25 protein-coding genes are annotated in these 21973 nt (G+C 72.2%); 9 read left to right on the forward strand and 16 right to left on the reverse strand.

The window, feature by feature from the left end; translation table 11 throughout:
* Positions 1 to 2 precede the first annotated feature (2 nt).
* From secF to MKK55_RS23945, 4 genes are all read right to left on the reverse strand, one after another.
* Positions 3 to 944 (reverse strand): protein translocase subunit SecF, encoded by a 942-nt coding sequence (gene secF / locus MKK55_RS23930; protein WP_147727775.1) that lies wholly within the window; start codon positions 942 to 944, stop codon positions 3 to 5.
* Between the two features lie 49 nt (positions 945 to 993).
* Positions 994 to 2601, reverse strand: coding sequence for a protein translocase subunit SecD (gene secD / locus MKK55_RS23935; RefSeq protein ID WP_243937975.1), 1608 nt, complete (start codon positions 2599 to 2601; stop codon positions 994 to 996).
* A 164-nt stretch (positions 2602 to 2765) separates the two neighbouring features.
* Entirely contained in the window at positions 2766 to 3101 is a 336-nt protein-coding gene (gene yajC / locus MKK55_RS23940; RefSeq protein WP_147727777.1) for a preprotein translocase subunit YajC, read from the reverse strand.
* A gap of 123 nt (positions 3102 to 3224) precedes the next feature.
* Positions 3225 to 3623 carry an MAPEG family protein gene (locus tag MKK55_RS23945; protein WP_243937977.1) on the reverse strand — a complete coding sequence of 133 codons (399 nt, stop codon included), beginning with the start codon at positions 3621 to 3623 and terminating at the stop codon, positions 3225 to 3227.
* 142 nt (positions 3624 to 3765) lie between these two features.
* On the opposite strand from MKK55_RS23945, the gene MKK55_RS23950 reads away from it, so the two are divergent.
* The 3 genes from MKK55_RS23950 (at position 3766) to MKK55_RS23960 (ending at position 5603) form a co-directional block, all read left to right on the forward strand.
* On the forward strand, positions 3766 to 4641 hold the full coding sequence (locus MKK55_RS23950; protein WP_147727779.1) for an ATP-binding protein: 876 nt from the start codon (positions 3766 to 3768) through the stop codon (positions 4639 to 4641).
* Positions 4642 to 4818: 177 nt separating this feature from the next.
* Positions 4819 to 5199 carry a YidB family protein gene (locus MKK55_RS23955; RefSeq protein WP_147727780.1) on the forward strand — a complete coding sequence of 127 codons (381 nt, stop codon included), beginning with the start codon at positions 4819 to 4821 and terminating at the stop codon, positions 5197 to 5199.
* Positions 5200 to 5249: 50 nt separating this feature from the next.
* The gene (locus MKK55_RS23960; RefSeq protein WP_243937979.1) at positions 5250 to 5603 is read left to right on the forward strand and encodes a YidB family protein; all 354 of its coding nucleotides are present in this window, start codon (positions 5250 to 5252) and stop codon (positions 5601 to 5603) included.
* 67 nt (positions 5604 to 5670) lie between these two features.
* Here MKK55_RS23960 and MKK55_RS23965 read toward each other — a convergent pair whose 3' ends face one another.
* The 7 genes from MKK55_RS23965 to MKK55_RS23995 form a co-directional block, all read right to left on the reverse strand.
* Positions 5671 to 7095 (reverse strand): peptidoglycan DD-metalloendopeptidase family protein, encoded by a 1425-nt coding sequence (locus MKK55_RS23965; protein WP_243937981.1) that lies wholly within the window; start codon positions 7093 to 7095, stop codon positions 5671 to 5673.
* Between the two features lie 191 nt (positions 7096 to 7286).
* Positions 7287 to 7967: a protein-L-isoaspartate O-methyltransferase family protein gene (locus MKK55_RS23970; protein WP_243937982.1), complete on the reverse strand. Its 681-nt coding sequence runs from the start codon at positions 7965 to 7967 to the stop codon at positions 7287 to 7289.
* A complete protein-coding gene (locus MKK55_RS23975; protein WP_243937985.1) occupies positions 7964 to 8656 on the reverse strand; it encodes an alpha/beta fold hydrolase in 693 nt (230 codons plus the stop codon). Before MKK55_RS23975 ends, MKK55_RS23970 begins: the two co-directional genes overlap by 4 nt.
* A gap of 120 nt (positions 8657 to 8776) precedes the next feature.
* A complete protein-coding gene (surE, locus tag MKK55_RS23980; RefSeq protein ID WP_147728726.1) occupies positions 8777 to 9541 on the reverse strand; it encodes a 5'/3'-nucleotidase SurE in 765 nt (254 codons plus the stop codon).
* A complete protein-coding gene (gene serS / locus MKK55_RS23985; protein WP_243937987.1) occupies positions 9541 to 10938 on the reverse strand; it encodes a serine--tRNA ligase in 1398 nt (465 codons plus the stop codon). The genes surE and serS overlap by 1 nt, the downstream gene beginning before the upstream one ends.
* Positions 10939 to 11236: 298 nt before the next feature.
* Positions 11237 to 12736 (reverse strand): DUF2336 domain-containing protein, encoded by a 1500-nt coding sequence (locus MKK55_RS23990; RefSeq protein WP_243937989.1) that lies wholly within the window; start codon positions 12734 to 12736, stop codon positions 11237 to 11239.
* A complete protein-coding gene (locus tag MKK55_RS23995; protein WP_147858665.1) occupies positions 12733 to 13797 on the reverse strand; it encodes a transglycosylase SLT domain-containing protein in 1065 nt (354 codons plus the stop codon). Before MKK55_RS23995 ends, MKK55_RS23990 begins: the two co-directional genes overlap by 4 nt.
* Positions 13798 to 13902: 105 nt before the next feature.
* Between MKK55_RS23995 and MKK55_RS24000 the strand changes: the two genes are divergently transcribed.
* The 4 genes from MKK55_RS24000 to MKK55_RS24015 are packed head-to-tail and all read left to right on the forward strand — an operon-like array spanning position 13903 to position 17543.
* A complete protein-coding gene (locus tag MKK55_RS24000; protein ID WP_243932177.1) occupies positions 13903 to 14610 on the forward strand; it encodes an aldolase/citrate lyase family protein in 708 nt (235 codons plus the stop codon).
* Between the two features lie 28 nt (positions 14611 to 14638).
* Positions 14639 to 15685, forward strand: coding sequence for an iron ABC transporter substrate-binding protein (locus tag MKK55_RS24005; protein ID WP_243937992.1), 1047 nt, complete (start codon positions 14639 to 14641; stop codon positions 15683 to 15685).
* A 14-nt stretch (positions 15686 to 15699) separates the two neighbouring features.
* Complete coding sequence (locus MKK55_RS24010) at positions 15700 to 16773, forward strand: FecCD family ABC transporter permease (protein ID WP_243937994.1); 1074 nt, start codon at positions 15700 to 15702, stop codon at positions 16771 to 16773.
* Entirely contained in the window at positions 16773 to 17543 is a 771-nt protein-coding gene (locus tag MKK55_RS24015; RefSeq protein WP_409566119.1) for an ABC transporter ATP-binding protein, read from the forward strand. The genes MKK55_RS24010 and MKK55_RS24015 overlap by 1 nt, the downstream gene beginning before the upstream one ends.
* An 83-nt stretch (positions 17544 to 17626) precedes the next feature.
* On the opposite strand, the gene MKK55_RS24020 is transcribed toward MKK55_RS24015, so the two are convergent.
* Positions 17627 to 17836 carry a molybdopterin-binding protein gene (locus MKK55_RS24020; protein ID WP_147726238.1) on the reverse strand — a complete coding sequence of 70 codons (210 nt, stop codon included), beginning with the start codon at positions 17834 to 17836 and terminating at the stop codon, positions 17627 to 17629.
* A 28-nt stretch (positions 17837 to 17864) separates the two neighbouring features.
* Positions 17865 to 18671 carry a molybdate ABC transporter substrate-binding protein gene (gene modA, locus MKK55_RS24025; protein ID WP_243937996.1) on the reverse strand — a complete coding sequence of 269 codons (807 nt, stop codon included), beginning with the start codon at positions 18669 to 18671 and terminating at the stop codon, positions 17865 to 17867.
* 150 nt (positions 18672 to 18821) lie between these two features.
* Between modA and MKK55_RS24030 the strand changes: the two genes are divergently transcribed.
* On the forward strand, positions 18822 to 19253 hold the full coding sequence (locus tag MKK55_RS24030; protein ID WP_243937998.1) for a winged helix-turn-helix domain-containing protein: 432 nt from the start codon (positions 18822 to 18824) through the stop codon (positions 19251 to 19253).
* Here MKK55_RS24030 and MKK55_RS24035 read toward each other — a convergent pair.
* Together MKK55_RS24035 and eno are read right to left on the reverse strand one after the other, a co-directional pair.
* Positions 19179 to 19496 carry a hypothetical protein gene (locus MKK55_RS24035; RefSeq protein ID WP_243938000.1) on the reverse strand — a complete coding sequence of 106 codons (318 nt, stop codon included), beginning with the start codon at positions 19494 to 19496 and terminating at the stop codon, positions 19179 to 19181. The genes MKK55_RS24030 and MKK55_RS24035 overlap by 75 nt on opposite strands.
* 66 nt (positions 19497 to 19562) lie before the next feature.
* Positions 19563 to 20852 (reverse strand): phosphopyruvate hydratase, encoded by a 1290-nt coding sequence (eno, locus tag MKK55_RS24040; protein WP_243938002.1) that lies wholly within the window; start codon positions 20850 to 20852, stop codon positions 19563 to 19565.
* 252 nt (positions 20853 to 21104) lie between these two features.
* On the opposite strand from eno, the gene queF reads away from it, so the two are divergent.
* On the forward strand, positions 21105 to 21554 hold the full coding sequence (gene queF / locus MKK55_RS24045; protein ID WP_147726242.1) for a preQ(1) synthase: 450 nt from the start codon (positions 21105 to 21107) through the stop codon (positions 21552 to 21554).
* Between the two features lie 73 nt (positions 21555 to 21627).
* Here the strand turns inward: queF and MKK55_RS24050 are convergent, their stop codons facing one another.
* A complete protein-coding gene (locus MKK55_RS24050) occupies positions 21628 to 21942 on the reverse strand; it encodes a hypothetical protein (protein ID WP_147726243.1) in 315 nt (104 codons plus the stop codon).
* Positions 21943 to 21973 lie beyond the last annotated feature (31 nt).

Raw genomic sequence — 21973 nt, forward strand, 5'->3', positions numbered from 1 at the left:
CCCTACTCCGCGGCCTGCGGCAGGCGCCCGCGGGCGGCCTGGGCCTTGGTGCCCGAGAGCATCAGCCCGAGATAGATCAGCGCCGGCGTCGAGACGAAGATCGCCGAGTAGGTGCAGATCACCACCCCGCAGAGCATCACCACCGCGAACCCGCGGATCGCCTCGCCGCCGAACAGCACCAGCGCCAGCAGCGACAGGAAGGCCGAGATCGAGGTCATCACGGTGCGCGACATCGTCGAGTTGATCGAGAGGTTGAGCAGCTCGTCGGTGGGAATCGTCTTGTAGCGGCGCATCAGCTCGCGGGTCCGGTCGAACACCACCACGGTCTCGTTCAGCGAGTAGCCGACGATGGTGAGGATCGCCGCGATCGAGGTCATGTTGAACTCGATCCGGGTGACGATGAACACGCCCATGGTCAGCACGATGTCGTGGAGCGTGCCGACGATGGCGCCGAGCGCCAGCTCGCGCTCGAAGCGGAACCACAGGTAGAGCAGCACCGCGACGACCGAGAGCACGACGCCGAGCGTGCCCGATTGCACCAGCTCGCCCGAGACGCGGGGGCCGACGGTCTCGGTGCGGCGGAACTCGTAATCCTTGTCGAAGGCGCCGTGCGCCTTGTTCATCACCGCCGTCTGGCCCTGCTCGCCGGGTTGAAGCGGCAGGCGCACCAGCACGGTGCCCTGGTTGCCGAGCTCCTGCACCTCGGGCTCGCCGAAGCCGAAGCCAGCGGCCGTGTGGCGGATCTCGCCGACGTCGGCGGTGCCCGACTTCGCCTGCAGCTCGACCAGCGTGCCGCCCTTGAAGTCGATGCCGTAGTTCAGGCCGACGGTGAGGAACAGCACCACGGTCACGACCGACAGGATCGCCGAGAGCGGGAAGCTCAGGCGGCGGAAGCGCATGAAGTCGAAGTGCGACTCGTCGGGCCAGAGGCGAAGCAGGCGCATTCTTTTGGGACCTTGCGATCGGGAAGCGGCCTCCCGAAACGGGCGACGTTCAGAACGGAAGGGCTTTGGGCCGGAAGGACTTGTACCACACGGCGATCATCATCCGCGTCAGCGTCACCGCGGTGATGACGGTGGTGAGGATGCCGAGGATGAACACGACCGCGAAACCCTTCACCGGGCCGGAGCCGAGGAAGAACAGGATCAGCGCGGCGATCGCCATGGTCGAGTTCGAGTCGATGATGGTGGCGAAGGCCCGGTCGAAGCCCGCCTGCAGCGCCGAGACCAGGGAGCGGCCGGCGCGGTGCTCCTCGCGCATGCGCTCGTAGATCAGCACGTTGGAATCCACCGCCGTGCCGATGGTGAGCACGATGCCGGCGATGCCGGGCAGCGTCATGGTGGCTTCCAGCACCGACATCAGGCCGAGGATGAGCCCGACGTGGACGATGAGGGCGATGTTCGCGATGAAGCCGAAGGTGCCGTAGGTCAGGAACATGAAGCCGACGACGAGGAGCCCGGCGACGCCGGTGGCGATCTTGCCGGCGCGGATCGAGTCGCTGCCCAGCCCCGGCCCGACGACGCGGCGCTCGACCACGGTGAACTTCGCCGGCAGCGCGCCGGCCCGCAGCAGGATCGACAGGTCGTTGGCCTGCTGCACTGAGAAGTTCCCGGTGATCTGACCGGAGCCGCCGGTGATCGCGGTGCGGATCACCGGGGCAGAGACCACCTCGTTGTCGAGCACGATCGCCATGCGGCGGCCGACGTTCTCCGAGGTCGCCTGGCCGAAGCGCTGGGCGCCCTTCAGGTTGAACTTGAAGCTCACCATCGGCTCGTGGGTCTGCTGGTCGAAGGCCGGCTGCGCGTCGGTCAGGTCGCCGCCGTCGGCCATCACCCGGCGCTCCACCGCCACCTTGGCGCCGCGCTCGTCGCGCGAGGGCAGCATGTCGACGTCGCCGGCCGGATTGTCGGAGATCATCCGGAACTCGAGCTTGGCGGTCTTGCCGAGGAGCGCCTCGAGGCGCTCCGGGTCCTGCAGGCCGGGGACCTGGATCAGGATGCGGTCGGCGCCCTGCTGCTGGATCGACGGCTCCAGCGTCCCGGTCGAGTCGAGGCGGCGGCGGATGACCTCGATACCCTGCGTCACGGCGCGCCGCGTGCGCTCGTTGATGCCGGCATCGGTGAGCGCGAGGCGGATCAGGCCGTCGGGCTGCTCGGTGATGTCGAGCGTCCGTCCGCCGGTCTGGCCGACGAGCGGGTTCGAGATGGGCTGCGCCAGCTCCTGCAGCTTGGGCATCACCTTGGCGCGGGCGGCCGCGTCCGCGACGCGGACCTGGACGCCGCGCTGGAGGATGCCGATGCCGCCGTCGGCCCGCACGCTCTCGCGCTGGAGCACGCCGCGGACCTCGTCGCGCAGGGCCTTGGCCTGGGAGGCGACGAGCTCGGTCTGGTCGACCTCCAGCAGGAGCTGCGAGCCGCCCTGCAGGTCGAGTCCGAGCACGATCGCGCGGGTCGGCACGATCCAGGCGGGGAACCAGCCCGGCAGCGCGGCCATGAAGCCCTTGCGCTGCTCGGGCGAGAAGAAGCTCGGCACCGCGAGGCTGAGGCCGATCAGGATCGCGACGAGCGTCACGACGATTTTGGTACGGGAAAAGCGCAGCATCCGCCGACTCTGTTTTCTGCAGTCCTGCCGAGGACTTGCCCCGGCATCCTGATCCGGCGGGTCCGGAGCCGTTCCCGATCGCGTCGCGATGGGGAACGGCTCCGGGCACTTGCCGTCCCACGCGCTCTCGGGCCGAACCGGCCCCGGCTTCGGCGGAGCGCGCCCTAGGCGGCCTTGACCGGCCCACCCTTGACGCGGACCTCGGAGATCATGGTGCGCACCACCTTGACCCGGACGTTCGGCGCGATCTCCACCTCGATCTCGGTGGCGTCGTCCAGCACCTTCACCACTCGGCCGACGAGGCCGCCGTTGGTGACGATCGTGTCGTCGCGGCGGACGTTCTTGACCAGGGCCTGATGCTCCTTGACCCGCTTCTGCTGCGGCCGCAGGATCAGGAAATACATGATCACGAAGATGAGGACGAAGGGAACCACCTGCAAGGCGATCTCGGCTCCGCCGGCAGCAGTGCCGGCCCCTTGCGCGAAGGCGGGGGTGATCAAGCGCGTCTCCTCATGTGACGTCGAGCCCGTGCGCGCCTGTCGGAAGCGTCGCCGGGCCTGTCTGAAAGCGCGCGGACTATAGCCAGGGGCGTTCCGAAAGCAACGCCGGGCGGCGCGACCCCCTCACATCGCCCGGACGAGGAGCAGCACCGCCGCCACCGTCATGACGAGCAGGGTGACGAGGATGCCGCCGCCGCGGCAGGCGAACTGGCGCGGCGAGTTGACCGGCGCGAACATGCCGACCGGATGCAGCAGGCGCGCGATCAGGAGCAGCGAGAGCAGCGTCAGCACGATCCAGTGCCGGGTCCCGCCCGCTTCGAGCAGGGCGATCAGGCCGAGCGTCAGCGGCACGTATTCCGAGAAGTTGCCGTGCGAGCGGATGCGACGCTGCAATCCGTCCCGGCCGCCATCCCCGACGAGGACGTTGCCGCTGACCCGGGCCCCCACCACCCAGCCGGACAGGCCGATGTAGATCAAGGCGAACAGGGCGGCGAAGAGGGCGGTGGTGGCGGGGAAGATCAAGGCGGGTCTCCGGCGTTGCGATGCGCCGACCAACGCGAGCGGGCTCCGGACGTTGCAGGCCGTGTCGCAGCTCGTGTTGCGAGTCGTGCCGAGCGCGCGTAGGCCCGTGCGGTCCTCGAAGAGCCATCCGAACCGATCCGCCATGACGCAAGCGACCACCCTCGAGACCCTGATGCCGCTGCTGGAGCGCATCGCCACGGCGCTGGAGCGGGCCGCCCCGCCCGCGCGACCGGTGACGGACATCACCTCCGCCGACGCCTTCCTGTGGGGGCCCGAGCGCCGGCTGATCCCAGTGCGCACCGTCAACCGCGTCGAGATGGGCCTGCTCACCGGCATCGACCGGGCGCGCGATACCCTGGCCGAGAATACCGAGCGCTTCGCGCGCGGGCTGCCGGCCAACAACGCGCTGCTCTGGGGCGCGCGCGGCATGGGCAAGTCGTCGCTCGTGAAGGCGGTGCATGCCGAGATCAACGCGCGCCGCGCGGCCGGCGCCCTGCCGATGAAGCTCGTGGAGATCCACCGCGAGGACATCGAGGCGCTGCCCGACCTGATGGCGACGCTCCGCTCCGACCCGCATCGCTGGGTGGTGTTCTGCGACGACCTCTCGTTTGATGGCGACGACACCTCGTACAAGTCGCTGAAGACGGCGCTCGACGGCGGCATCGAGGGACGGCCGGGCAACGTGCTGTTCTACGCCACCTCGAACCGCCGGCACCTGCTCGCCCGCGAGATGGTGGAGAACGAGCGCTCCACCGCGATCAACCCCGGCGAGGCGGTGGAGGAGAAGGTCTCGCTCTCGGACCGGTTCGGCCTGTGGCTCGGGTTCCACAAGTGCAGCCAGGACGAGTACCTGGCGATGATCCGCGCCTATGCCGAGCGCCACGCCCTTCCGGTCGAGCCCGACGCGCTCCGGGCCGAGGCGCTGGAATGGGCGACCACCCGCGGCTCGCGTTCCGGCCGCACCGCCTTCCAGTTCATCCAGGATCTGGCCGGGCGGCTCGGCCGGACCCTCGACTGATCGAAATCCCGTCGGCCGATCGGTTGCGGGCGCGTCGTCGACGCCGCAGGTGCATTCTCGACGCCGCAGGCGCATTTCTCGACGCCGCAGGCGCTTGCCTTGCGTCCGCTACGCCCGAGCTTGCACCTCGAGCGATCCGCCTCCCGGCGGACGAGCAGGCGGGACGGGGCTGACATCATGGGACTCTTCGACGCGATCCGATCCGCTCTCGCCCGCGCGGAAGCCCGCATCGACGCGATCGGCGGCGACGGCCTGCCGATGTCCTTCGCCAAGATCTATCCCGGCGGCCTGCCGGCCTTCCTCGATGCCCTGCGCGCGGCGGGCCACGGCTCGGCCGTCGCCTCGTGGCTCGGATCCGAGGCGAACGTCGCCCTCCCCGCGGGCGCCTACGCCGCCCTGCTCTCGCCCGAGGCGCTGACGCGCTTCGCCGCCGACCTCGGCATCCCGGAAGCGCGCGTGCCGACGGCGCTCGCCGAGTTCCTGCCCGGTGCGGTTGACCGCCAGAGCCGGGACGGGACGCTCGCGCCGCAGCGGCAATTCTCGACGCAGGTGGCCTGACGCCGGCCGGCGGCTAGAGTGAAGCGCGGATCACGGCGAGGAACCCAGCGATGAGCCTGTTCGATACCCTCAAGTCGGCGCTCGGCGGCAGCCTGGGCCAGGCCGCCGTCGAGGCCCTTCCCGGCATCGTCGAGCGGGTGCTGCCGGGCGGGCTTCAGGGGCTGCTGAACCAGCTCCAGAATTCGGGCTACGCCGCGCAGGTGAATTCCTGGCTCGGCCGCGGCCCGAACGCGCCGATCACCACCGAGGACCTTCGCAAGGTCCTGGACAACGAGCAGGTCCGGCAGATCGCCGACAAGCTCGGGATCCCGACCGACCAGGTCCTCGCGGTCCTGGCGAAGGTGCTGCCCGCGGCGGTCGACCAGCACAGCCCCGACGGGACGCTGCGCACGCTCGGCACCTGACGACGCGCCGAAACGCGAAAGGGCGGCCCTCGCGGACCGCCCTCGATCGTGGGTCTCGGGAAATCGCTCAGTTGCTGGCGAGCTGCGACATCGGGTCGATCGGCGCGCCGCTCTTGCGGATCTCGAAGTGCAGCTGGGGCGAGGTGACGTTGCCCGACGCGCCCGACTTGGCGATCGTCTGGCCGCGCTTCACCTTCTCGCCGGGCTTCACGTCGAGCTCGCCGTTGTGGGCGTAGGCCGACACGTACCCGTTCGAGTGCCGCACCAGCACGAGCTTGCCGTAGCCCTTCACGTCCGAGCCGGCATAGGCGACGGTGCCGTCCTCGGCGGCCTTCACCGCGGTGCCCTCGGGCACCGCGATGTTGATGCCTTCGTTGCCCGAGGAGCCGTAGCCGGAGATCACCCGGCCCTTGGCGGGCCAGCGGAAGGTCTGGTCCGGCGCGGCCGGGGCGCTGGGGGCCGCGGCGGCGACCGAGCCGGTGCTGGCGGGCTCGACCTTCGCCACGGCGGCGGTCTTGACCGGCTCCGGCTTGGCGGCGGCGACCTTCTCGGCCGCGACCTTCTCCGAGGCCGCCTTCTCCGAAGCGGCCTTGGCGGCCTTCGCCTCGGCGACCTTCTTCGCCGCGTCCTTGGCGGCGTCGGCCTTGGCGGCGTCGACCTTGGCCTGCTTGGCCTCCGCCTCAACCTTGCGCGTCGCCTCGGCCTTAGTGTCGGGCTTCGTATCGGCCTTGGCGACCTGGCCGGGGCGCACGTGATGCTTCTTGGCGTCGGCCTCCTTGGCGGCGACGTCCTTGCGGGCCTTCTCCTCGGCGCGCTTGTCGGCGAGCTTCCTGGCCTCGGCCTCCTTCTGGGCCTCCTTGGCGGCTTCCTTGGCCGCCTCCTTGGCCGCCTCCTTGCGCTTGGCCTCCGCCTTCGTGTCGTCCTGGCGCTTGGCCTCGGCGGCCTTGATCCGCTCCGAGGGGGCGGCGGGAACGGCCCGCGCCGTCATCGGGGCGGCCGCCGGGTTCATGCCCGAGGCGCTGTAGACCGGGATGATCAGCTGGCGGCCGGGCGTCACCTGGCCGGCGCTGGTCAGGCCGTTGGCCGACAGGATCGCCGTGGCCGGCACGCCGAAGCGGGTCGACATCTGGTTGAGGCTGTCGTTCGGGGCGACGGTGATGGTGGTGCCCCCTTGCGCGTTCCAGCCGGGCGTGCCGGTGGAGGCGACGCGGGTCGTCTGCGCCATCGGCTGGGTCGGCACGCGGGCCGCCACCGGGCCGGGCCGGGGCGAGATCGCCGTCGGCGCGCCGAGCGCCTCGGACTGGATCCGGCCGGTGCGGATCGGCGGTGCCGACGGCATGTCCGGCAGGCTGCCCGTCGCCGCCGGCTCGCTCGCCATGTTCGACGCGAACGGGTTGGTGAAGGGGCTGTCGAGACGCGATGCGTCCGACGAGCAGGCGGCGGCACCGCTGCCGATAACTCCGATGAGAGCGAAGCGCGACAGCGTCTTCATCCTCCGACCAGTCCCGCGAACCCGCATCGACGCACCCGTTTGCCTGACGCAACTTGATGAGCCCATGAAAGCCGGATTCAGGTTAAACAACCGTTCCCGTTCACCACGTTCACGGCCGCGCGAGCACCATTTCGCTCTCGGGATCGCTGCTTAGGAATGCTTACCGCAGGCGGAGCGGCGAGCACGATTGGTTAAAGCGCGGCGGCTCGTCCGGGCACCAGCGGCGCGAGGCGCAGGCGCGGTCCCGGCTCGACGACGAGGCCCTGCCCGCCATGCGTGGCCGCCATCAGCCCGCCCTCCGATCCGGCGACGAGGCGGCCGCCGGGCTTCAGCGCCGCGGCCCAGGATGCGGGCGGCTCCGCGACCGCACCGTGGACCAGGATGCGGTCGTAGCCGCCCCCCGCGGTGTCGGCGAGGCCGTCGCCCTGGAGCACGCGGGCGCGCCCTGCGAGGTTCGCGCTCGCCTGCCCGGCCAGCGTCGCGTAGCGCTCCAGGCTCGTCACCGCGTCGGCGCCGAGTTGCAGCAGCAGCGCCGTGACGTAGCCGGACCCGGTGCCGATCTCGAGGATCCGCATTCCGGGCTCGACCTTCAGCAGCGTCAGCATCGTCGCCACCGTGCTCGGTGCGGTCATCGCCGCGCCGCAGGGCAGCGGCAGGGAAAGGTCGCGCCGGGCGAGGTGGCGATACGCGGCGGGGGCGAACGCGGCGCGCGGCACCTGCTCCATCGCCCGCAGCACCGCCGTGTCGCGGGTGCCGCGCCCGCGCAGGGCCAGCACGAAGGCGGCGTTCTCGATCGCCCCGCCGAGGCCGGCATGGCCGCTCAAGCTCGCGCCGGCCTGGTCGTCGATCGCGTCCTCGTCGCTTCCGGTCATGGCGGCAGGTCGCCGATCCAGGCGAGGATGTGCGCCGCCAGCGCGTCCGGCGCCTCGAGCGGCAGCATGTGGCCGGCATCCGCGACCACCGCCATCGTCGCGCCGGGGATGCCGTCGCGCAGCTCCTCCGATTCCGCGATGCTGCGCAGGCGGTCCCGGCCCGCCGCGATCACCAGCGTCGGGCAGCCGAGCGCACCGAGCCGATCCGCGTCGCCGACCCGCTCGAGCCGGGATTGGCGCAGGAAGGCCTCGCGCCCGAGGCGCTGCCCCATCGCACGGATGCGCTCGATCAGGGCCGCGTCCCCGGCCCGGTCCGGATGCACCGAGGCGGCCGCCGCCGCCCGGCTCAGGCCGCCGAAGTGGCCGGCCTCGACACCCTCGATGGCGAGGCGCTTGGCGACCGCCTGCTTGCGCGAGTCGGATCGCGACGAGGTCGCGATCAGCACCAGCCCCCGCACCCGCTCCGGCGCGAGCCGCGCCGCCTCGCGGGCGACGTAGCCGCCCATCGAGAACCCGACGAGCACGAAGCGCGCCGGCGCCTCGGCGAGCAGCCGCTGCGCCATCGCCGGGATCGTGTCGTCGTGGGCGAGGCTCGCATGGTGGATCGGGCCTGCGGGCGCCAGCGCCTCGGCCATGTCGTCCCACAGGCTGGCATCGGCCATGTATCCGGGGATCAGGACGAGGCTCATCGGGCGAGTCTCCGGTTCGGGATGCGGTCGCCCCCGAGAGGATGTCCGCTTTCGGCCCCGTCGTTGCGAAGCGCCACAGGCGAGCCCGGAATTCAGAACCGCCGCGGCTGCGGGATCCGCCTACTCCGCGAAGGCCTGTGCGAAGCGCGTCAGCGTCGGCTCGTCGGTGAGGTCGAGGCGCAGCGGCGTCACCGAGATGCGCTTCTCGGCGATCGCCTTCAGGTCGGAGCCGTTGCCCGGCTCGAACCGGGCTTTGGCGAAGGCGAGCCAGAAATACGGATTGCCGCGCCCGTCGGTGCGCGCGTCGATGGCGAGCAGCGCCTGATTGCGCTGCCCCTGCGCCGCCACGGCGATGCCGGCGACCTCCTCCGGCTCGCAATCGGGGAAGTTGACGTTGATCACGATGCCCGGCTCGATCCCGGTCTCGAGGATCTTTTTCACCACGATCGGCCCGTGATGGGCGGCGCATTGCCATTTCAGGTTGCCGCGGCCGCCGATCCCGTAGGCCTGCGACATCGCGATCGAGCGCACGTTGAGGATCGTGCCCTCCATCGCGGCGGCGATGGTGCCGGAATAGGTCACGTCCTCGGCGACGTTCTGGCCGCGGTTGACGCCCGACAGCACGAGATCCGGGCCGTGGTCGGCCAGGATATGGCGCACGCCGAGGATGACGCAATCGGAGGGCGTGCCCTTTACCGCGAAGCGCTTCTCCGCGATGTGGCGCAGGCGCAGGGGGTCGTTCAGCGACAGCGAGTGCGAGACGCCGGATTGGTCGGTCTCGGGCGCCACCACCCAGACGTCGTCGGAGAGCGTCCGGGCGATGCCCTCCAGCGTCTCCAGGCCCGGCGCGTGGATGCCGTCGTCGTTGGTGACGAGAATGCGCATTACGGGCGTGGTCCTTCGATCCGGTTGAGGCCGCCCATGTAGGGCGCGAGCACGGACGGGATCGTGACGCTGCCGTCCGGGTTCTGGTAGTTCTCCATCACCGCGATCAGCGCACGGCCGACCGCGACGCCCGAGCCGTTCAGGGTATGCACGAAGGCGGGCTTGCCGTCCTTACGGTACCGGGCATTCATCCGTCGCGCCTGAAAATCGCCGCAGACCGAGCAGGACGAGATCTCGCGGAAGGTCTTCTGGCCCGGCATCCAGACCTCGATGTCGTAGGTCTTCTGGCTGGCGAAGCCCATGTCGCCGGTGCACAGGGTCATCGTGCGGAACGGCAGGTCGAGCTTCTTCAAGACCGTCTCGGCGCAGGCCAGCATGCGCTCGTGCTCGTCCGCCGACTTCTCCGGCGCGGTGATCGAGACCAGCTCGACCTTGTTGAACTGGTGCTGCCGCAGCATCCCGCGGGTGTCGCGCCCGGCCGCCCCGGCCTCCGCACGGAAGCAGGGGGTCAGGGCCGTGAAGCGGAGCGGCAACTCGTCTTCCGCTAGGATGGATTCGCGGACGAGGTTGGTGAGCGGGACTTCGGCTGTGGGGATGAGCCAGCGCGAAGTCTGGTCAAGCCAATCCTGAACTCCGCCCGAAATGAAGTCGGTTGCTTCGCGTTGATGGCCCGCGACGGCAATGATCGAGCCAACGCTGCGACGAATGTCTTCAATGGTCGAACCGTCGTTAACGGCGAACTGGTCATCGCGAAACTTCGGCAGCTGCGCCGTGCCGAACATCGCCTCGTCGCGCACCAGGATCGGCGGCGCGACCTCGAGATAGCCGTGCTCCTGCGTGTGAAGATCGAGCATGAACTGCCCGAGCGCCCGCTCCAGCCGGGCGATCTGGCCCTTGAGCACGACGAAGCGGGAGCCGGAGATCTTGGTCGCGGTCTCGAAATCCATCAGGCCCAAGGCCTCGCCGAGCTCGAAATGCTGGCGGCCCTCGGTGAGCGTTTCACGCGCGGACGCGAAGCGCCGGTATTCGACGTTGCCGTGCTCGTCGGCGCCCTCGGGCACGTCGGCCTTGGGCCGGTTCGGGATCGCGGCGAGCCGGTCGTCGAGGGCCTTGGCGGCCTCGGACTGCGCCGTCTCCAGAGCGGGCGCGGCCTCCTTGAGGCCGGCGACCTCGTCCATCAGCGCGGCGGCGCGGGCCTCGTCCTTCGCCTTCTTGGCGGCGCCGATTTCCTTGGCCCGCGCGTTGCGGCGCTCCTGGTTCTCCTGCGCCGCCGAGACGGCCGCCTTGCGGGCGTCGTCCAGCGCGATCAGCTCGGCCGAAAGTGGGCTGAGGCCGCGACGGGAAAGGTCGCGGTCGAAGGCTTCCGGGTTGTCCCGGATGGCGCGGATGTCGTGCATGGGCTGGCTCGGGTCGTGCGGACGGGCACGCTTTGCAGCATCGGTCCGCGCGCGACAAGGCTGCGGCGGGCGATGGCGGGCACGCGCGTCCGCCGTGGACACCGCCCGGCCCGCTTCCGGTTAGGGCATCGAGATGATGCGTCTCGTGACGCCCTCCGCCGAAATCTTTCCCGTCAGCCCGGGGCGCCGAAGGCGAGCCTCGAATCGAGAACCGCAGGTCGGAATTCGGCTTGGCACCCTCGGCGGCTCTGGATCCCGGACCCTGTCGGCGGGAGCCGGCGCTTCGCAACCCCGGCGGTCAGGCCGCCAGACGCCGGCGCTCCGGGGCGTCCTGGGCATCCGACGCGGCTTCGGTCTCCGCGGCGAGGCGCACCCGCTCCTGCTCCTCGCGAAAGCTCGCCAGGATCGCTTCGGGTAGCGCGTCGAGGATGGCGCCGACCGGGTCGGTGCGCGGCTCGCGCTCGGCGACGATGTCGGCCTCGGGCGACGCCACGTCCGTGAAGCGCCGGTCGCCGATGCGGTCGCGGGGGTCGAGCGCGATGCGGTCCAAAGCCGTCGGCTCGGGAATGTCGTCGGCCGCGAGCCGGAGCGTGGCCGCCTCCTGCGCCGCGCGCCATTCCGCGGCGGCCTCGTCGGCCTCGCGGCGGGCGGCCTCGCGCGCCAGGGCCTCCTCGGCGATGGCGCGGGCGACCGCGCGGGCCTCGTCGCGGGCGGCCTCGGCCTCGTAGCGCGTCAGCAGCGCCATCACCCCCTGCATCTCGGAGAACGGCATGTCCTCGCAGGCGGTGATCGCCCGCTCGATCATCCGCCGCGACAGGCCGACGCCGCGCAACGTGCTGGTGCCGTCGGCGGCCTCGCGCCAGGCCGAGAGCGCGGCCACCACCGCGGGCAGCAGCGCTTCGGCGAGGCCGGCGCGGCGGTGCAGGTCGGCGATCCCGCGCGGCTCGCGCAGCAGCGTGCCGACGCGGGCGTGCTCCAGGCCGGTGAGGTCGGCGAACGCGGTCTCCCCAAAGGCCATCTGCCCCGAGAGGATCGCCCGCAGGATCAGGCCGGCATTGAGCTGGCCCGTGGTGCGCAGGTGCTTGACGATCCGCGCGGTGGCGGCGGCGCCCGCGCCGTCGCAGAGCTCGAGCACCGTGCGCTCGCCGGCCTCGCGGCTCATCCGGGCGCTGCGGTCGGGCGAGAGCCAGCCGCACGCGGTCACGAAGTCCGACAGGGTCCGGGCGAGCCGGGCGCCGACGGCGTGGCGCACCTCGATCGGCAGGTCCGCCCGCGCCAGCAGCGCCTCGCGCACGTCGGCGTCGCCGCCGTGGCGCTCGACCATGCGCAGCATGCGGCCCGTGGTGATGCGCGCCGTCGGGTTGCGGGCCAGCACCGCGAGGGTGTCGCCGCCGCCGATCTCGGCCAGGGCCCCGGCCACGGCGTGCGAGAGGTGATGGCGCGCGGCGATCGTCGCGCGGATCGTCTCGCAGCCCATCGCGGCGGCGTCCACGAGGTCGGCATCGGTCAGGACCGGCGATGCGGCGAGCACCAGGCAGGCGACCTCGGTCTGGTCGGAGGCCAGGGCCACGACGAGGGGGCGCGGCGCACGCGCCGAGGCGGCGCAGGCCTCGGCCATGGCGCGGCGCACCACCGGGGCCGGGTCGTCGAGCAGCGCCAGGATCGCGGTCTTGGCCTCCCAGGCGGCATCCGCCTCGAGGTTGCCGTACAGGTAGGCCCGCGTCAGCGCGGAGGCGGCCTCGGCCCGGCGCCCCGCCGAGGTGGACTGGGTGCAGGCGAGGAACTGGCGGATGTTCATGGGCCGCTCCGGTTCGTGAACAACGACGCGTTGGGGGCGGCGGCAAGCGACGCCGCGAATTCGGCCGGCCGGCGCGGCGGCAGCGGCGGATCGACGAGCGCGCGGCCCGCCGGAATCGCCGCGGCGATGGCGCCGGTGGTCTCGGGGTCGGCCGAGGCGACCGCCGCGACCGGCACGGTGGAGTCGAGGCTCGGGTCGGAGCGCGGGAAGTAGCTCGGGGCCGGCCGGGCGGCCTCCGCCGCGCGGCCCTGGAACAGCTTGGCGACGCCCTCCGAGAGGGCGCCCTGGCGCCGGTCGGTCTGGAACAGGGTGCGCAGGTCGCCCCCGACCGCGGCGTAGGCGCTCGCCGCCGCCGGCGGGGCGACGGCGGCGCCCTGCGTCAGCAGGGTCACGTCGCTGGCGGCGGTGCGGCCGGCGCCCGCCGCGGAGAGGCTGGCATAGAGCTCGGCGGTGGTGCGCGGCCGGCCGGTGCGATCGTAGAACAGGCCGCGGTTGGCGGCGGCGGCCTCCGGCATGTCGAGGGCGGCCGCCCGGTCCGGGGTCGCCCGCGCGGCGGCGATCAGCGTCGTCGCGCCCTTCGCCCCGAGCACGTGGGCGGCGTAGAGGTCGCCCGCGGTCGGCTCGCGCCCGAGCGCCGCCGACAGCGCCTCGCCGTTCTTCTGGGTGAAGGCGCCCGCGAGCGAGGCGGCGATCTTCGGGTCGCGCCGGAGGTCGAGGATCGCCTGGCGCTGGCCGGCATCCGCGACGGTGTAGCTGCCGTCCGGCCGCGCGACGATGGCGTCGGCGTAGGCCTGGAGGCCGAGCTTCGGCCCGGCGGACTTCATCACCCCGAGCCAGGTCTGCTCGATGAACTGGAACAGGCCGGTGGCGGTCGAGGTGCCGGCCTTGGCCGAGGGATCGAGGGCGGATTCGCGCTGGGCCGTGGCGAGCAGGTAGTCGAAGCCGACGCCGCTGCTCTGGGCCCCGTCGCGGATCGCGTCGACGACCGCGCCCTGCGGACCCGCGGCCCGCGGCGGCGCCGCGGCTGGCTGGGGGTTCGAAGGCGTGGTGAACAGGAACATCGATCGCCGCTTCGAGCCGCACGCGCCGGACGGGCGTCGCGTGAGGCGCCGCACGGTGCGCCCCGGATGCGGGGACCTTTGGCCATCATGGTAAAGAAAGCCTAAATGCCCGATGACTCGGCCCTCATGCGCGTCCTGCTGATCGCCTCGCCCGCGGGCGCGCCGCCCGACCTCGCCCACGCCGATGCCCTGGTGCTGGACCATGCCCCGGCCGCCGAGCCCGCCTGGCTCCCGCCCCTGCGGCGGAGGCCCGGCGCATTGCCGCTCTACGTCCGGGTCGCACCGAGCGCGGCCGACCTCGCCGCGGCGCTGGCGCTGCGGCCCGACGGCATCGTCCTGCCGGGTGTCGCCGATGCCGGCGACGTCGCCCGGCTCGGCGTGCGCCTGTCCGTGCACGAGGCCGAGACCGGCATCCCGGACGGTGCGACGCGAATCGTCGCCGGCCTCGACGGCGCCGGCGCCCTGCTCCGCTTCGGCGGCGGCTCGGAAAGGTTCGCGCGCCTCGCCGGCCTGTTCTGCGCGTTCGACGCGCTGGCGCGCGACCTCGGGGTCTCGGCCTCGTCGCGGGCGCCGCAGCCTGCTCCGCTGGCGCAGGCGCGCGGGCTTCTGGTGCTGGCCGCCGCCGCCTTGCGCGTCCCGGCCTTCGACATGCCCGGCCCGTCGCCCGATCGCGCGACGGTGGAGGCGGCCTGCCGCGACGGGTTCCGGGGGGGCTTCGCCGAGACCGCCGCGGCGGCGGCCATCCTCGCCGCGGTGTTCGGGCGGGATCCGAGCGTCGCCGGTGGCCCTCGCGGCGCGCTGCCCCTAGGGTGAGCGGACATCCTCCGATCGAAGCTGCAGCATGCCGCATCCGCGACGCCTCGCCCGCACGACCCTCCGCTTCGCCCTGCTGGCGCTCTTGGCACTCCCGGCGGGGCCGGCCCGGGCCCGCCCGTTCACCGATGCGGCCGGCCGCGTGGTCGAGGTTCCGGAGCGGGCCGCCCGGGTCGTCGCCGCCGGCCCGCCCGCGTCCGTGCTGCTCTACACGCTCGCGCCCGAGCGGATGGCGGCCTGGGTCCGGTCGCCCTCCCCCGCGGAGCGGCCCTACCTCGCCCCGGCGACCTGGGGACTTCCGGCCAGCGGCCGCCTGACCGGGCGCGGCGGCACGGCCAACGTCGAGGCGGTGCTCGCCCTCAAGCCGGACCTGATCGTCGACGTCGGCTCGACGGGGCCGACCTACGCCTCGCTCGCCGACCGGGTCCAGGCCCAGATCGGCATCCCCTACATCCTGCTCGACGGCGCCTTCGCCAGGACCGCCGAGACCTACCGTCGGCTCGGCGCCGTCCTCGGACTGGATCAGGCTGCCGATGGGCTCGCGGCCTATGCCGACCGCACCGTGGCGGAGGTCGCCGCCCGCGTCGCGCAGATCCCGGAGGCGGAGCGTCCGCGCGTGTACTATGCCCGCGGCCCGCGCGGCCTGGAGACGGGTTTTTCCGGCTCGATCAACACCGAGATCCTCGAGGTGGTCGGCGCCCGGAACGTGGCCGTCGGCGGCAACGGCCTCGCCAACGTCTCGCCGGAGCAGGTCCTGGGCTGGAACCCGGACGTGATCGTCGCCCTCGATCCCGCCTTCCGGCCCGCCGACGATCCGCTCTGGCAAGGGGTGAAGGCGGTACGCGAGGGGCGCGTCTACCGGACGCCGACGCTGCCCTTCGCCTGGTTCGACGCGCCGCCGGGGGTGAACCGCCTGATCGGCGTGCGCTGGCTCGCGCACCTGCTCTACCCGGCGCAGTTCCCCGAGCCCCTGCCGGCGATCGTCGCCGACTTCTACCAGCGGTTCTACCACGTCGCCCTCGCCCCCGAGGCGGTCGACGCGCTGCTCGCCGATGCGGTGCCGGCGCGCCGATGACGCGACGCCGGGCGATGACCCAGGGCACCGCGACGACAGACGCGCCCGCGGCGGCGCAGGCCGTCCACGGCGCGGGACGGCGTGCCTCGGCGGCCGTGCGAGCCTGCCTCGCGCTGTGCGGCCTCGGCGCGCTCGTCCTCGTCGCCCTCGCCGCGGGGAAATTCCCGGTGCCGGTCGCCGAGGTGTTCGCGATCCTGGCCTCCAAGCTGTTCGGGACCGCGCCGGGCGAGGCGACCGCGCAGGTGGTGGTGCTTCAGGTCCGCCTGCCGCGGGTGGCCGCCGCGCTCGTCGTCGGCGCGGCTTTGTCGTCGGCCGGCGCGACCTACCAGGGCCTGTTCCGCAATCCCCTGGTCTCGCCCGACATCCTCGGGGTCTCGGCCGGCGCCGGTCTCGGGGCGGTGCTCGGCATCACCCTCGCGCTGCCGGTCCTCGCGATCCAGGGGCTGGCCTTCGCCGGGGGCCTCGGCGCCGTGGCGATCGTCTACGCGGTCGGCGCGCTGGTCGGCCGGCACGATCCTGTGCTGACGCTGGTGCTGGCCGGCGTCGCGGTCGGCGCCGTGCTCGGCTCAGGCATCTCGCTGCTCAAGGTGCTGGCCGACCCCTACAACCAGCTGCCCGCCATCACCTACTGGCTGCTCGGCAGCCTGTCCTCCGTCACCCTCAGCGACGTCCTGGCGATCCTGCCGGCGATCGGGCTCGGGCTCCTGCCCCTCGTCCTGCTGCGCTGGCGCATGAACCTGATGAGCCTCGGCGAGGAGGAGGCGCGGGCGCTCGGCATCGAGACCCGCTGGCTGCGCCCGCTCCTCGTCGCGGCGGCGACGCTCGTCACCGCGGCGGCGGTCTCGGTGACGGGGGTGATCGGCTGGATCGGCCTGGTCGTGCCGCACGTCGCGCGCGGCCTCGTCGGCCCGGATTTCCGCCGCCTGCTGCCGGCCTCCGCGCTGCTGGGCGCCGGCTATCTCGTGGCGGTGGATCTGGCCGCCCGCACCCTGGCGCCGATCGAGGTGCCACTCGGCATCCTCACGGCGCTCGCCGGCGCGCCATTCTTCCTGTGGCTGCTGGCGGCGGGCAAGCGGGGCTGGTCCTGATGCTGTCCGTCGAGGCGCTGGCCTTCGGATACGGCGCGCGCGAGGTCGGCGCCGGCGTCAGCTTCTCGCTCGGGGCCGGCGAGGTGCTGTGCCTGCTCGGGCCGAACGGCGGCGGCAAGACCACCCTGTTCAAGACCCTGCTCGGCCTGCTGCCGGCCCGCGCGGGCCGCGTCCGGCTCGACGGCGAGGACCTGTCGCGCTGGTCGCGCCGCAGGATCGCGCGCGCGATCGCCTACGTGCCGCAGGCGCATGCGGCGTTCTTCCCGTTCACCGTACGCGCGGTGGTGCTGATGGGGCGCGCGGCCCGGCTCGCGCCCTTCGCCAGCCCCGGCCGCAAGGACCGCGAGGCGGCGGACGCGGCGCTCGAGAGGCTCGGGATCGCGCATCTCGGCGAGCGCATCTACACCGAGATCAGCGGCGGCGAGCGGCAGATGGTGCTGATCGCGAGGGCGCTCGCCGGCGAGCCGCGCATCCTGGTGATGGATGAGCCGACCGCGAGCCTCGATTTCGGCAACCAGACCCGCGTGCTCGAGCAGGTCCGTCGTCTCTCGGCCACCGGCATCGCCGTGGTGCTTTCGACGCACGACCCCGGCCACGCCTTCCTCTGCGCCGACCGCGTCGCGCTGCTGCACGGCGGCCGCCTCGTCGCGCTCGGAGACCCTGAGGCGACGATCACGCCCGAGAGCCTGCGCCGCGTCTACGGGGTGGAGGTGGCGGTGGTGCCCCTGCCGGGGCACGGGCGCTCGGTCTGCACGCCGATCCTGGCGTGATCCCGAGCCTCGCGGGGGCATCCCCCAAGGGGTCGGTCGCCCACGAGGCCGGCGGATACCCCTGGCCCCATGATCGCAGCCGGTCAGTCGACGGCGACCATCACGTCGGAGGCCTTGACCACGGCGTAGGCCTCGCCGCCGACCGTGAGCTTGAGGCTGTCGACCGCCTCGTTGGTGATCGCCGCGGTGACGATCTGGCCGGCGGCGATCTCGATCTTCACGTGCGCGGTGGTCGCGCCCTTCTCGACGGCGACGACCTTGCCCTTGATGACGTTGCGTGCGGAGATCTTCATCGAACAGCCTCTGTGGATGAAAGAAAAGTCACTTGGTGCCGGGCTCGGCCGGGATCTCGGCGCCCTGCCCGGCCGGGATCACGGAGAAGCCTTGGGCTTCGAAGAACCGCTTGGCCGACGCGCTCTTCAGGAAGTCGAGGAAACGGGCCGCGCCGTTGCCCTTAGCCTCGGACGTGACGGCGAACGGGTACACCACCGGCGGATGGCTGCCCGCCGGAAACACGCCGACCACCTTCACGCCCGGATCGGACTTCGCGTCGCTCTCGTAGACCACGCCGAGGGGCGCCTCGCCGCGCGAGACCAGGGCGAGCGCCGCGCGCACGTTGTCGGCCTGCGCCAGCCGCGGCTGGATCGTGACCCACAGCCCGAGCGTCTCGAAGGCCGCCTTGGCGTACTTGCCCACCGGCACCGAGCTGACTTCGCCGGTGGCGAGCCGCCCGTCCACGCCGAGCGCCTTGGCGAAGCCCTCTACGGTGAACGGGACCTCGCTCTCCTTGGCGTCCTTCGGTGCGACGACGACGAGGCGGTTTTTGAGCAGGTTCACCCGGCTCTCGGCCCGGATGAGCGTCTTCTTGTCGAGGTAGTCCATCCATTCGAGATCGGCCGAGGCGAAGAGGTCGGCCGGCGCGCCCGCCTCGATCTGGCGGGCGAGCGCCGAGGAGGCGGCGTAGCTCGCCTTGACCGCGATCCCGGTCTGCGCCGTGAATGCCTTGCCGGCGTCGTCCAGGGCGTTCTTCAGGCTCGCGGCACCGAACACCGTGACCGTCTCGGCGGCCTGCGCAGCGGTCCCGAGCAGCAGGGCGGCGACGAGGACGGCGCGCGTGATACCGATCAAGACGACCTCCGAAACGGCCGCCTCGCAGGGGTCGAGCCGGCCGCATCGCTATATCCCAAGGAGTATAGCGATGGCCAGGGCCGATCGCGGGGTCGATGCCGCTCGCCGCGCCGTCGCCGTCCGGGTTAGGATGCCGGACGAGGGGAACCGATGGCGACGCTGAGCATCCGCATCGATCTCGGGCCGGGCAACCGGCTCGGACCCGGTAAGGTGCAACTGCTGGAGATGATCGCCGCGCACGGTTCGATCTCGGCGGCGGGCCGGGCGCTCGGCATGTCCTACCGGCGGGCCTGGATGCTGGTCGAGGCGATCAATGCCGGGTTCCGGCAGCCGGTGGTCGAGGCACAGATCGGCGGACGGAGCGGTGGCGGGGCGCGGCTGTCCGCCTTCGGCGCGGAGGTGGTGGCGCAGTACCGCGCGGTCGAGCGCCTGGCTGCGGAGGCCGCCGCCCCCTTGCTCGTGCGCCTCGAAGGCGCGGCGGCGGATCCATCCGGCGATCGGGGAGGATCAGGCGACCGGCCGGAGGGCGGCCGCGATGGCGTCCCGCTCGGCGGCGAGATCGCCGGTGGCGACGGGGCGTGAGGCGCGGGCGTACCAGTAGGCCGCGTTGGCCGGGTCGCCCTCGAGACGGTGGAGATGGGCGTGGACCCAGGCGGCATCCGCACCCGCCGCGTCCTGGACGAGCGCGTGGGCGCGGTCCCAATGCGTCGGACCCTTCGCCGCCCACCACAGGGCGGCCAGCGCCGGAGGCAGGTCGTGCGGCGGGGCGTCGGCCGCAGGTCCAGGGTCGGGCTGGGCGGTGGGCGTCGCGTCCGGCTTCGTCATCGTCGGCTCCGGCCTGCGCTGGGCTGCAGGCCGGGATGACGCGGGTGCGGGTACGGAGGTTCCGCCTCAGGCGCGCACGGATTGGCGCAGCGCGCCGCGCCCGGCGTAGCGCCCCTGCGCGCCGAGGCCCTCCTCGATCCGGATCAGCTGGTTGTACTTGGCCAGTCTGTCCGAGCGGGCGAGCGAGCCGGTCTTGATCTGCCCGCAATTGGTCGCGACCGCGAGATCGGCGATGGTCGCGTCCTCGGTCTCGCCGGAGCGGTGCGACATTACCGCGGTGTAGCCGGCTCGGTGAGCCATATCGACGGCGGCCAGCGTCTCGGTGAGCGAGCCGATCTGGTTGACCTTGATCAGGATCGCGTTCGCAGAGCCCTCCGCGATGCCGCGGGCGAGGCGTTCGACGTTGGTCACGAACAGGTCGTCGCCGACGAGCTGGCAGCGGTCGCCGATGCGCTGGTTGAGCAGGCGCCAGCCCTCCCAGTCGTCCTCGGCCATGCCGTCCTCGATCGACAGGATCGGGTAGGCGTCGACGAGCTTGGCCAGGTAGTCGACTTGGCTCTCGATCGAGCGGACGGTGCCCTCGCCCTCGTAGTGGTAGGCGCCGTCCTTGAACCAGTCGGTGACCGCGCAGTCGAGCGCGAGCACCATGTCGGTGCCCGGCTTGAAGCCCGCCGCCTGGATCGACTCCATGACGAAGTCGAGGCCGGCTTCCGCCGTCGGCAGGTTCGGGGCGAAGCCGCCCTCGTCGCCGACGTTGGTGTTGTGCCCGGCCTTCTTGAGCGCGCTCTTGAGGGTGTGGAACACCTCGGCGCCCATGCGCACCGCCTCGGCGATGGAGGTGGCCCCAACCGGCATGATCATGAATTCCTGGAAGTCGATCGGGTTGTCGGCATGCGCGCCGCCGTTGATGATGTTCATCATCGGCACCGGCAGGACCCGGCCCTGGACGCCGCCGACGTAGCGGTAGAGCGGCAGGCCGGAGGCTTCCGCGGCGGCCTTGGCCACGGCGAGCGACACGCCGAGGATGGCGTTGGCGCCGAGGCGGGCCTTGTTGGGGGTGCCGTCGAGCTCGATCATCGCCTCGTCGACCGCGACCTGGTCCTCGGCGTCCATGCCGCCGATCGCGTCGAGGATCTCGGTCTGGACCGCGTGCACGGCGTTGCGCACGCCCTTGCCGGCGTAGCGGCCCTTGTCGCCGTCGCGCAGCTCCACCGCTTCATGCGCGCCGGTGGAGGCGCCCGACGGCACGGCCGCGCGGCCGAAGGAACCGTCCTCCAGCAGCACGTCGACCTCGACGGTGGGGTTGCCGCGGCTGTCCAGAATTTCGCGGGCGGCGATGTTGGTGATCGCGGTCATGAAGGCTCCTCCCCAAGGGCGCACGCGATCGGCGGCGGGCCCGGATTCGGTCTCGTCGCTGCGGCTTATCCGTCAAGGCGCGGCCTCGGGCAAGGCGGTGCGCGATCGCGCGATGCGACCGGCAAAGTGAATGCAAAAGCTGGCGCCGCCCGTTCCGGTTTCGAGCCCCAGCGGCGATGCCGCGAGCGACGCGCGGCCGAACCATGCACGCGGGTCGGATGCACCGCGGCGAGGCCTGCGGTAAGGAGGGCCATGACCGATGAATCCTTGCAGCTGGGGCAGCCGACGCCCCTCCCCGCCGGCCCGCACGAGGCCCGCCTCGACCGGGTGCCGAACCCGCACCCGGATACGGACTACCTCGCCCGCTTCACCGTCCCGGAATTCACCTCGCTCTGCCCGGTGACCGGCCAGCCCGACTTCGCGATCCTGGTGATCGACTACGTCCCGGATCGCTGGCTCGTGGAGTCGAAGTCGCTCAAGCTCTACCTCGGCGCATTCCGCAACCACGGCGCGTTCCACGAGGATTGCACGGTGGGCATAGCCAAGACGCTCGTCGACCTGCTCGGGCCGCGCTACCTGCGGATCGGCGGCTTCTGGTACCCGCGCGGCGGCATCCCGATCGACGTGTTCTGGCAGACCGGTGCGCCGCCCGCCTCCGTCTGGCTGCCCGATCCCGGCGTCCCGCCCTACCGCGCCCGCTGAGGGAAGCCGTACGAACGAAAAGGGCGACCGGAATGCCCGGTCGCCCCAAATTCACGTGCTGGATGGCGAGCCCTTAGTAGGGCGAGCCGTAGTAGCCGCCGTAGGCCGGGGCGCCGTAGCCGCCGTACGCACCGTAACCGCGGTTGTAGCCGTAGGCATCGCGTGCTGCGCCGGCGGCGATCGCACCGGCTGCGAGGCCGGCGATGCCGAGGCCGACAGCGGCGCCCGTGCCGATGCCGCGACCGCCGCGGTAGCCATAACCCCGGCCGTAGCCGCCGCCGTAACCGTGGCCGTATCCGCCGCGGAAGCCGGGACGCGCATCGGCCGTGGTGGCGGAGAGGACACCAGCCGAGATGATCGCGGCGGTGACGAGAGCGAACTTGCGCATGATGATCCTTTCTCGATGATCCATCGAATTC

The organism is Methylobacterium sp. J-059 (assembly GCF_022829485.1).
In the GTDB taxonomy this organism is placed as follows: Bacteria; Pseudomonadota; Alphaproteobacteria; order Rhizobiales; family Beijerinckiaceae; genus Methylobacterium.

Coding starts and splice junctions, on each gene's coding strand:
- secF (WP_147727775.1), bottom strand. CDS start 944: ATGCGCCTGCTTCGCCTCTGGCCCGACGAGTCGCACTTCGACTTCATG.
- secD (WP_243937975.1), bottom strand. CDS start 2,601: ATGCTGCGCTTTTCCCGTACCAAAATCGTCGTGACGCTCGTCGCGATC.
- MKK55_RS23950 (WP_147727779.1), top strand. CDS start 3,766: ATGACGCAAGCGACCACCCTCGAGACCCTGATGCCGCTGCTGGAGCGC.
- MKK55_RS23955 (WP_147727780.1), top strand. CDS start 4,819: ATGGGACTCTTCGACGCGATCCGATCCGCTCTCGCCCGCGCGGAAGCC.
- MKK55_RS23960 (WP_243937979.1), top strand. CDS start 5,250: ATGAGCCTGTTCGATACCCTCAAGTCGGCGCTCGGCGGCAGCCTGGGC.
- MKK55_RS23965 (WP_243937981.1), bottom strand. CDS start 7,095: ATGAAGACGCTGTCGCGCTTCGCTCTCATCGGAGTTATCGGCAGCGGT.
- MKK55_RS23970 (WP_243937982.1), bottom strand. CDS start 7,967: ATGACCGGAAGCGACGAGGACGCGATCGACGACCAGGCCGGCGCGAGC.
- MKK55_RS23975 (WP_243937985.1), bottom strand. CDS start 8,656: ATGAGCCTCGTCCTGATCCCCGGATACATGGCCGATGCCAGCCTGTGG.
- surE (WP_147728726.1), bottom strand. CDS start 9,541: ATGCGCATTCTCGTCACCAACGACGACGGCATCCACGCGCCGGGCCTG.
- serS (WP_243937987.1), bottom strand. CDS start 10,938: ATGCACGACATCCGCGCCATCCGGGACAACCCGGAAGCCTTCGACCGC.
- MKK55_RS23990 (WP_243937989.1), bottom strand. CDS start 12,736: ATGAACATCCGCCAGTTCCTCGCCTGCACCCAGTCCACCTCGGCGGGG.
- MKK55_RS23995 (WP_147858665.1), bottom strand. CDS start 13,797: ATGTTCCTGTTCACCACGCCTTCGAACCCCCAGCCAGCCGCGGCGCCG.
- MKK55_RS24000 (WP_243932177.1), top strand. CDS start 13,903: ATGCCCGATGACTCGGCCCTCATGCGCGTCCTGCTGATCGCCTCGCCC.
- MKK55_RS24005 (WP_243937992.1), top strand. CDS start 14,639: ATGCCGCATCCGCGACGCCTCGCCCGCACGACCCTCCGCTTCGCCCTG.
- MKK55_RS24010 (WP_243937994.1), top strand. CDS start 15,700: ATGACCCAGGGCACCGCGACGACAGACGCGCCCGCGGCGGCGCAGGCC.
- MKK55_RS24015 (WP_409566119.1), top strand. CDS start 16,773: ATGCTGTCCGTCGAGGCGCTGGCCTTCGGATACGGCGCGCGCGAGGTC.
- MKK55_RS24020 (WP_147726238.1), bottom strand. CDS start 17,836: ATGAAGATCTCCGCACGCAACGTCATCAAGGGCAAGGTCGTCGCCGTC.
- MKK55_RS24030 (WP_243937998.1), top strand. CDS start 18,822: ATGGCGACGCTGAGCATCCGCATCGATCTCGGGCCGGGCAACCGGCTC.
- MKK55_RS24035 (WP_243938000.1), bottom strand. CDS start 19,496: ATGACGAAGCCGGACGCGACGCCCACCGCCCAGCCCGACCCTGGACCT.
- eno (WP_243938002.1), bottom strand. CDS start 20,852: ATGACCGCGATCACCAACATCGCCGCCCGCGAAATTCTGGACAGCCGC.
- queF (WP_147726242.1), top strand. CDS start 21,105: ATGACCGATGAATCCTTGCAGCTGGGGCAGCCGACGCCCCTCCCCGCC.
- MKK55_RS24050 (WP_147726243.1), bottom strand. CDS start 21,942: ATGCGCAAGTTCGCTCTCGTCACCGCCGCGATCATCTCGGCTGGTGTC.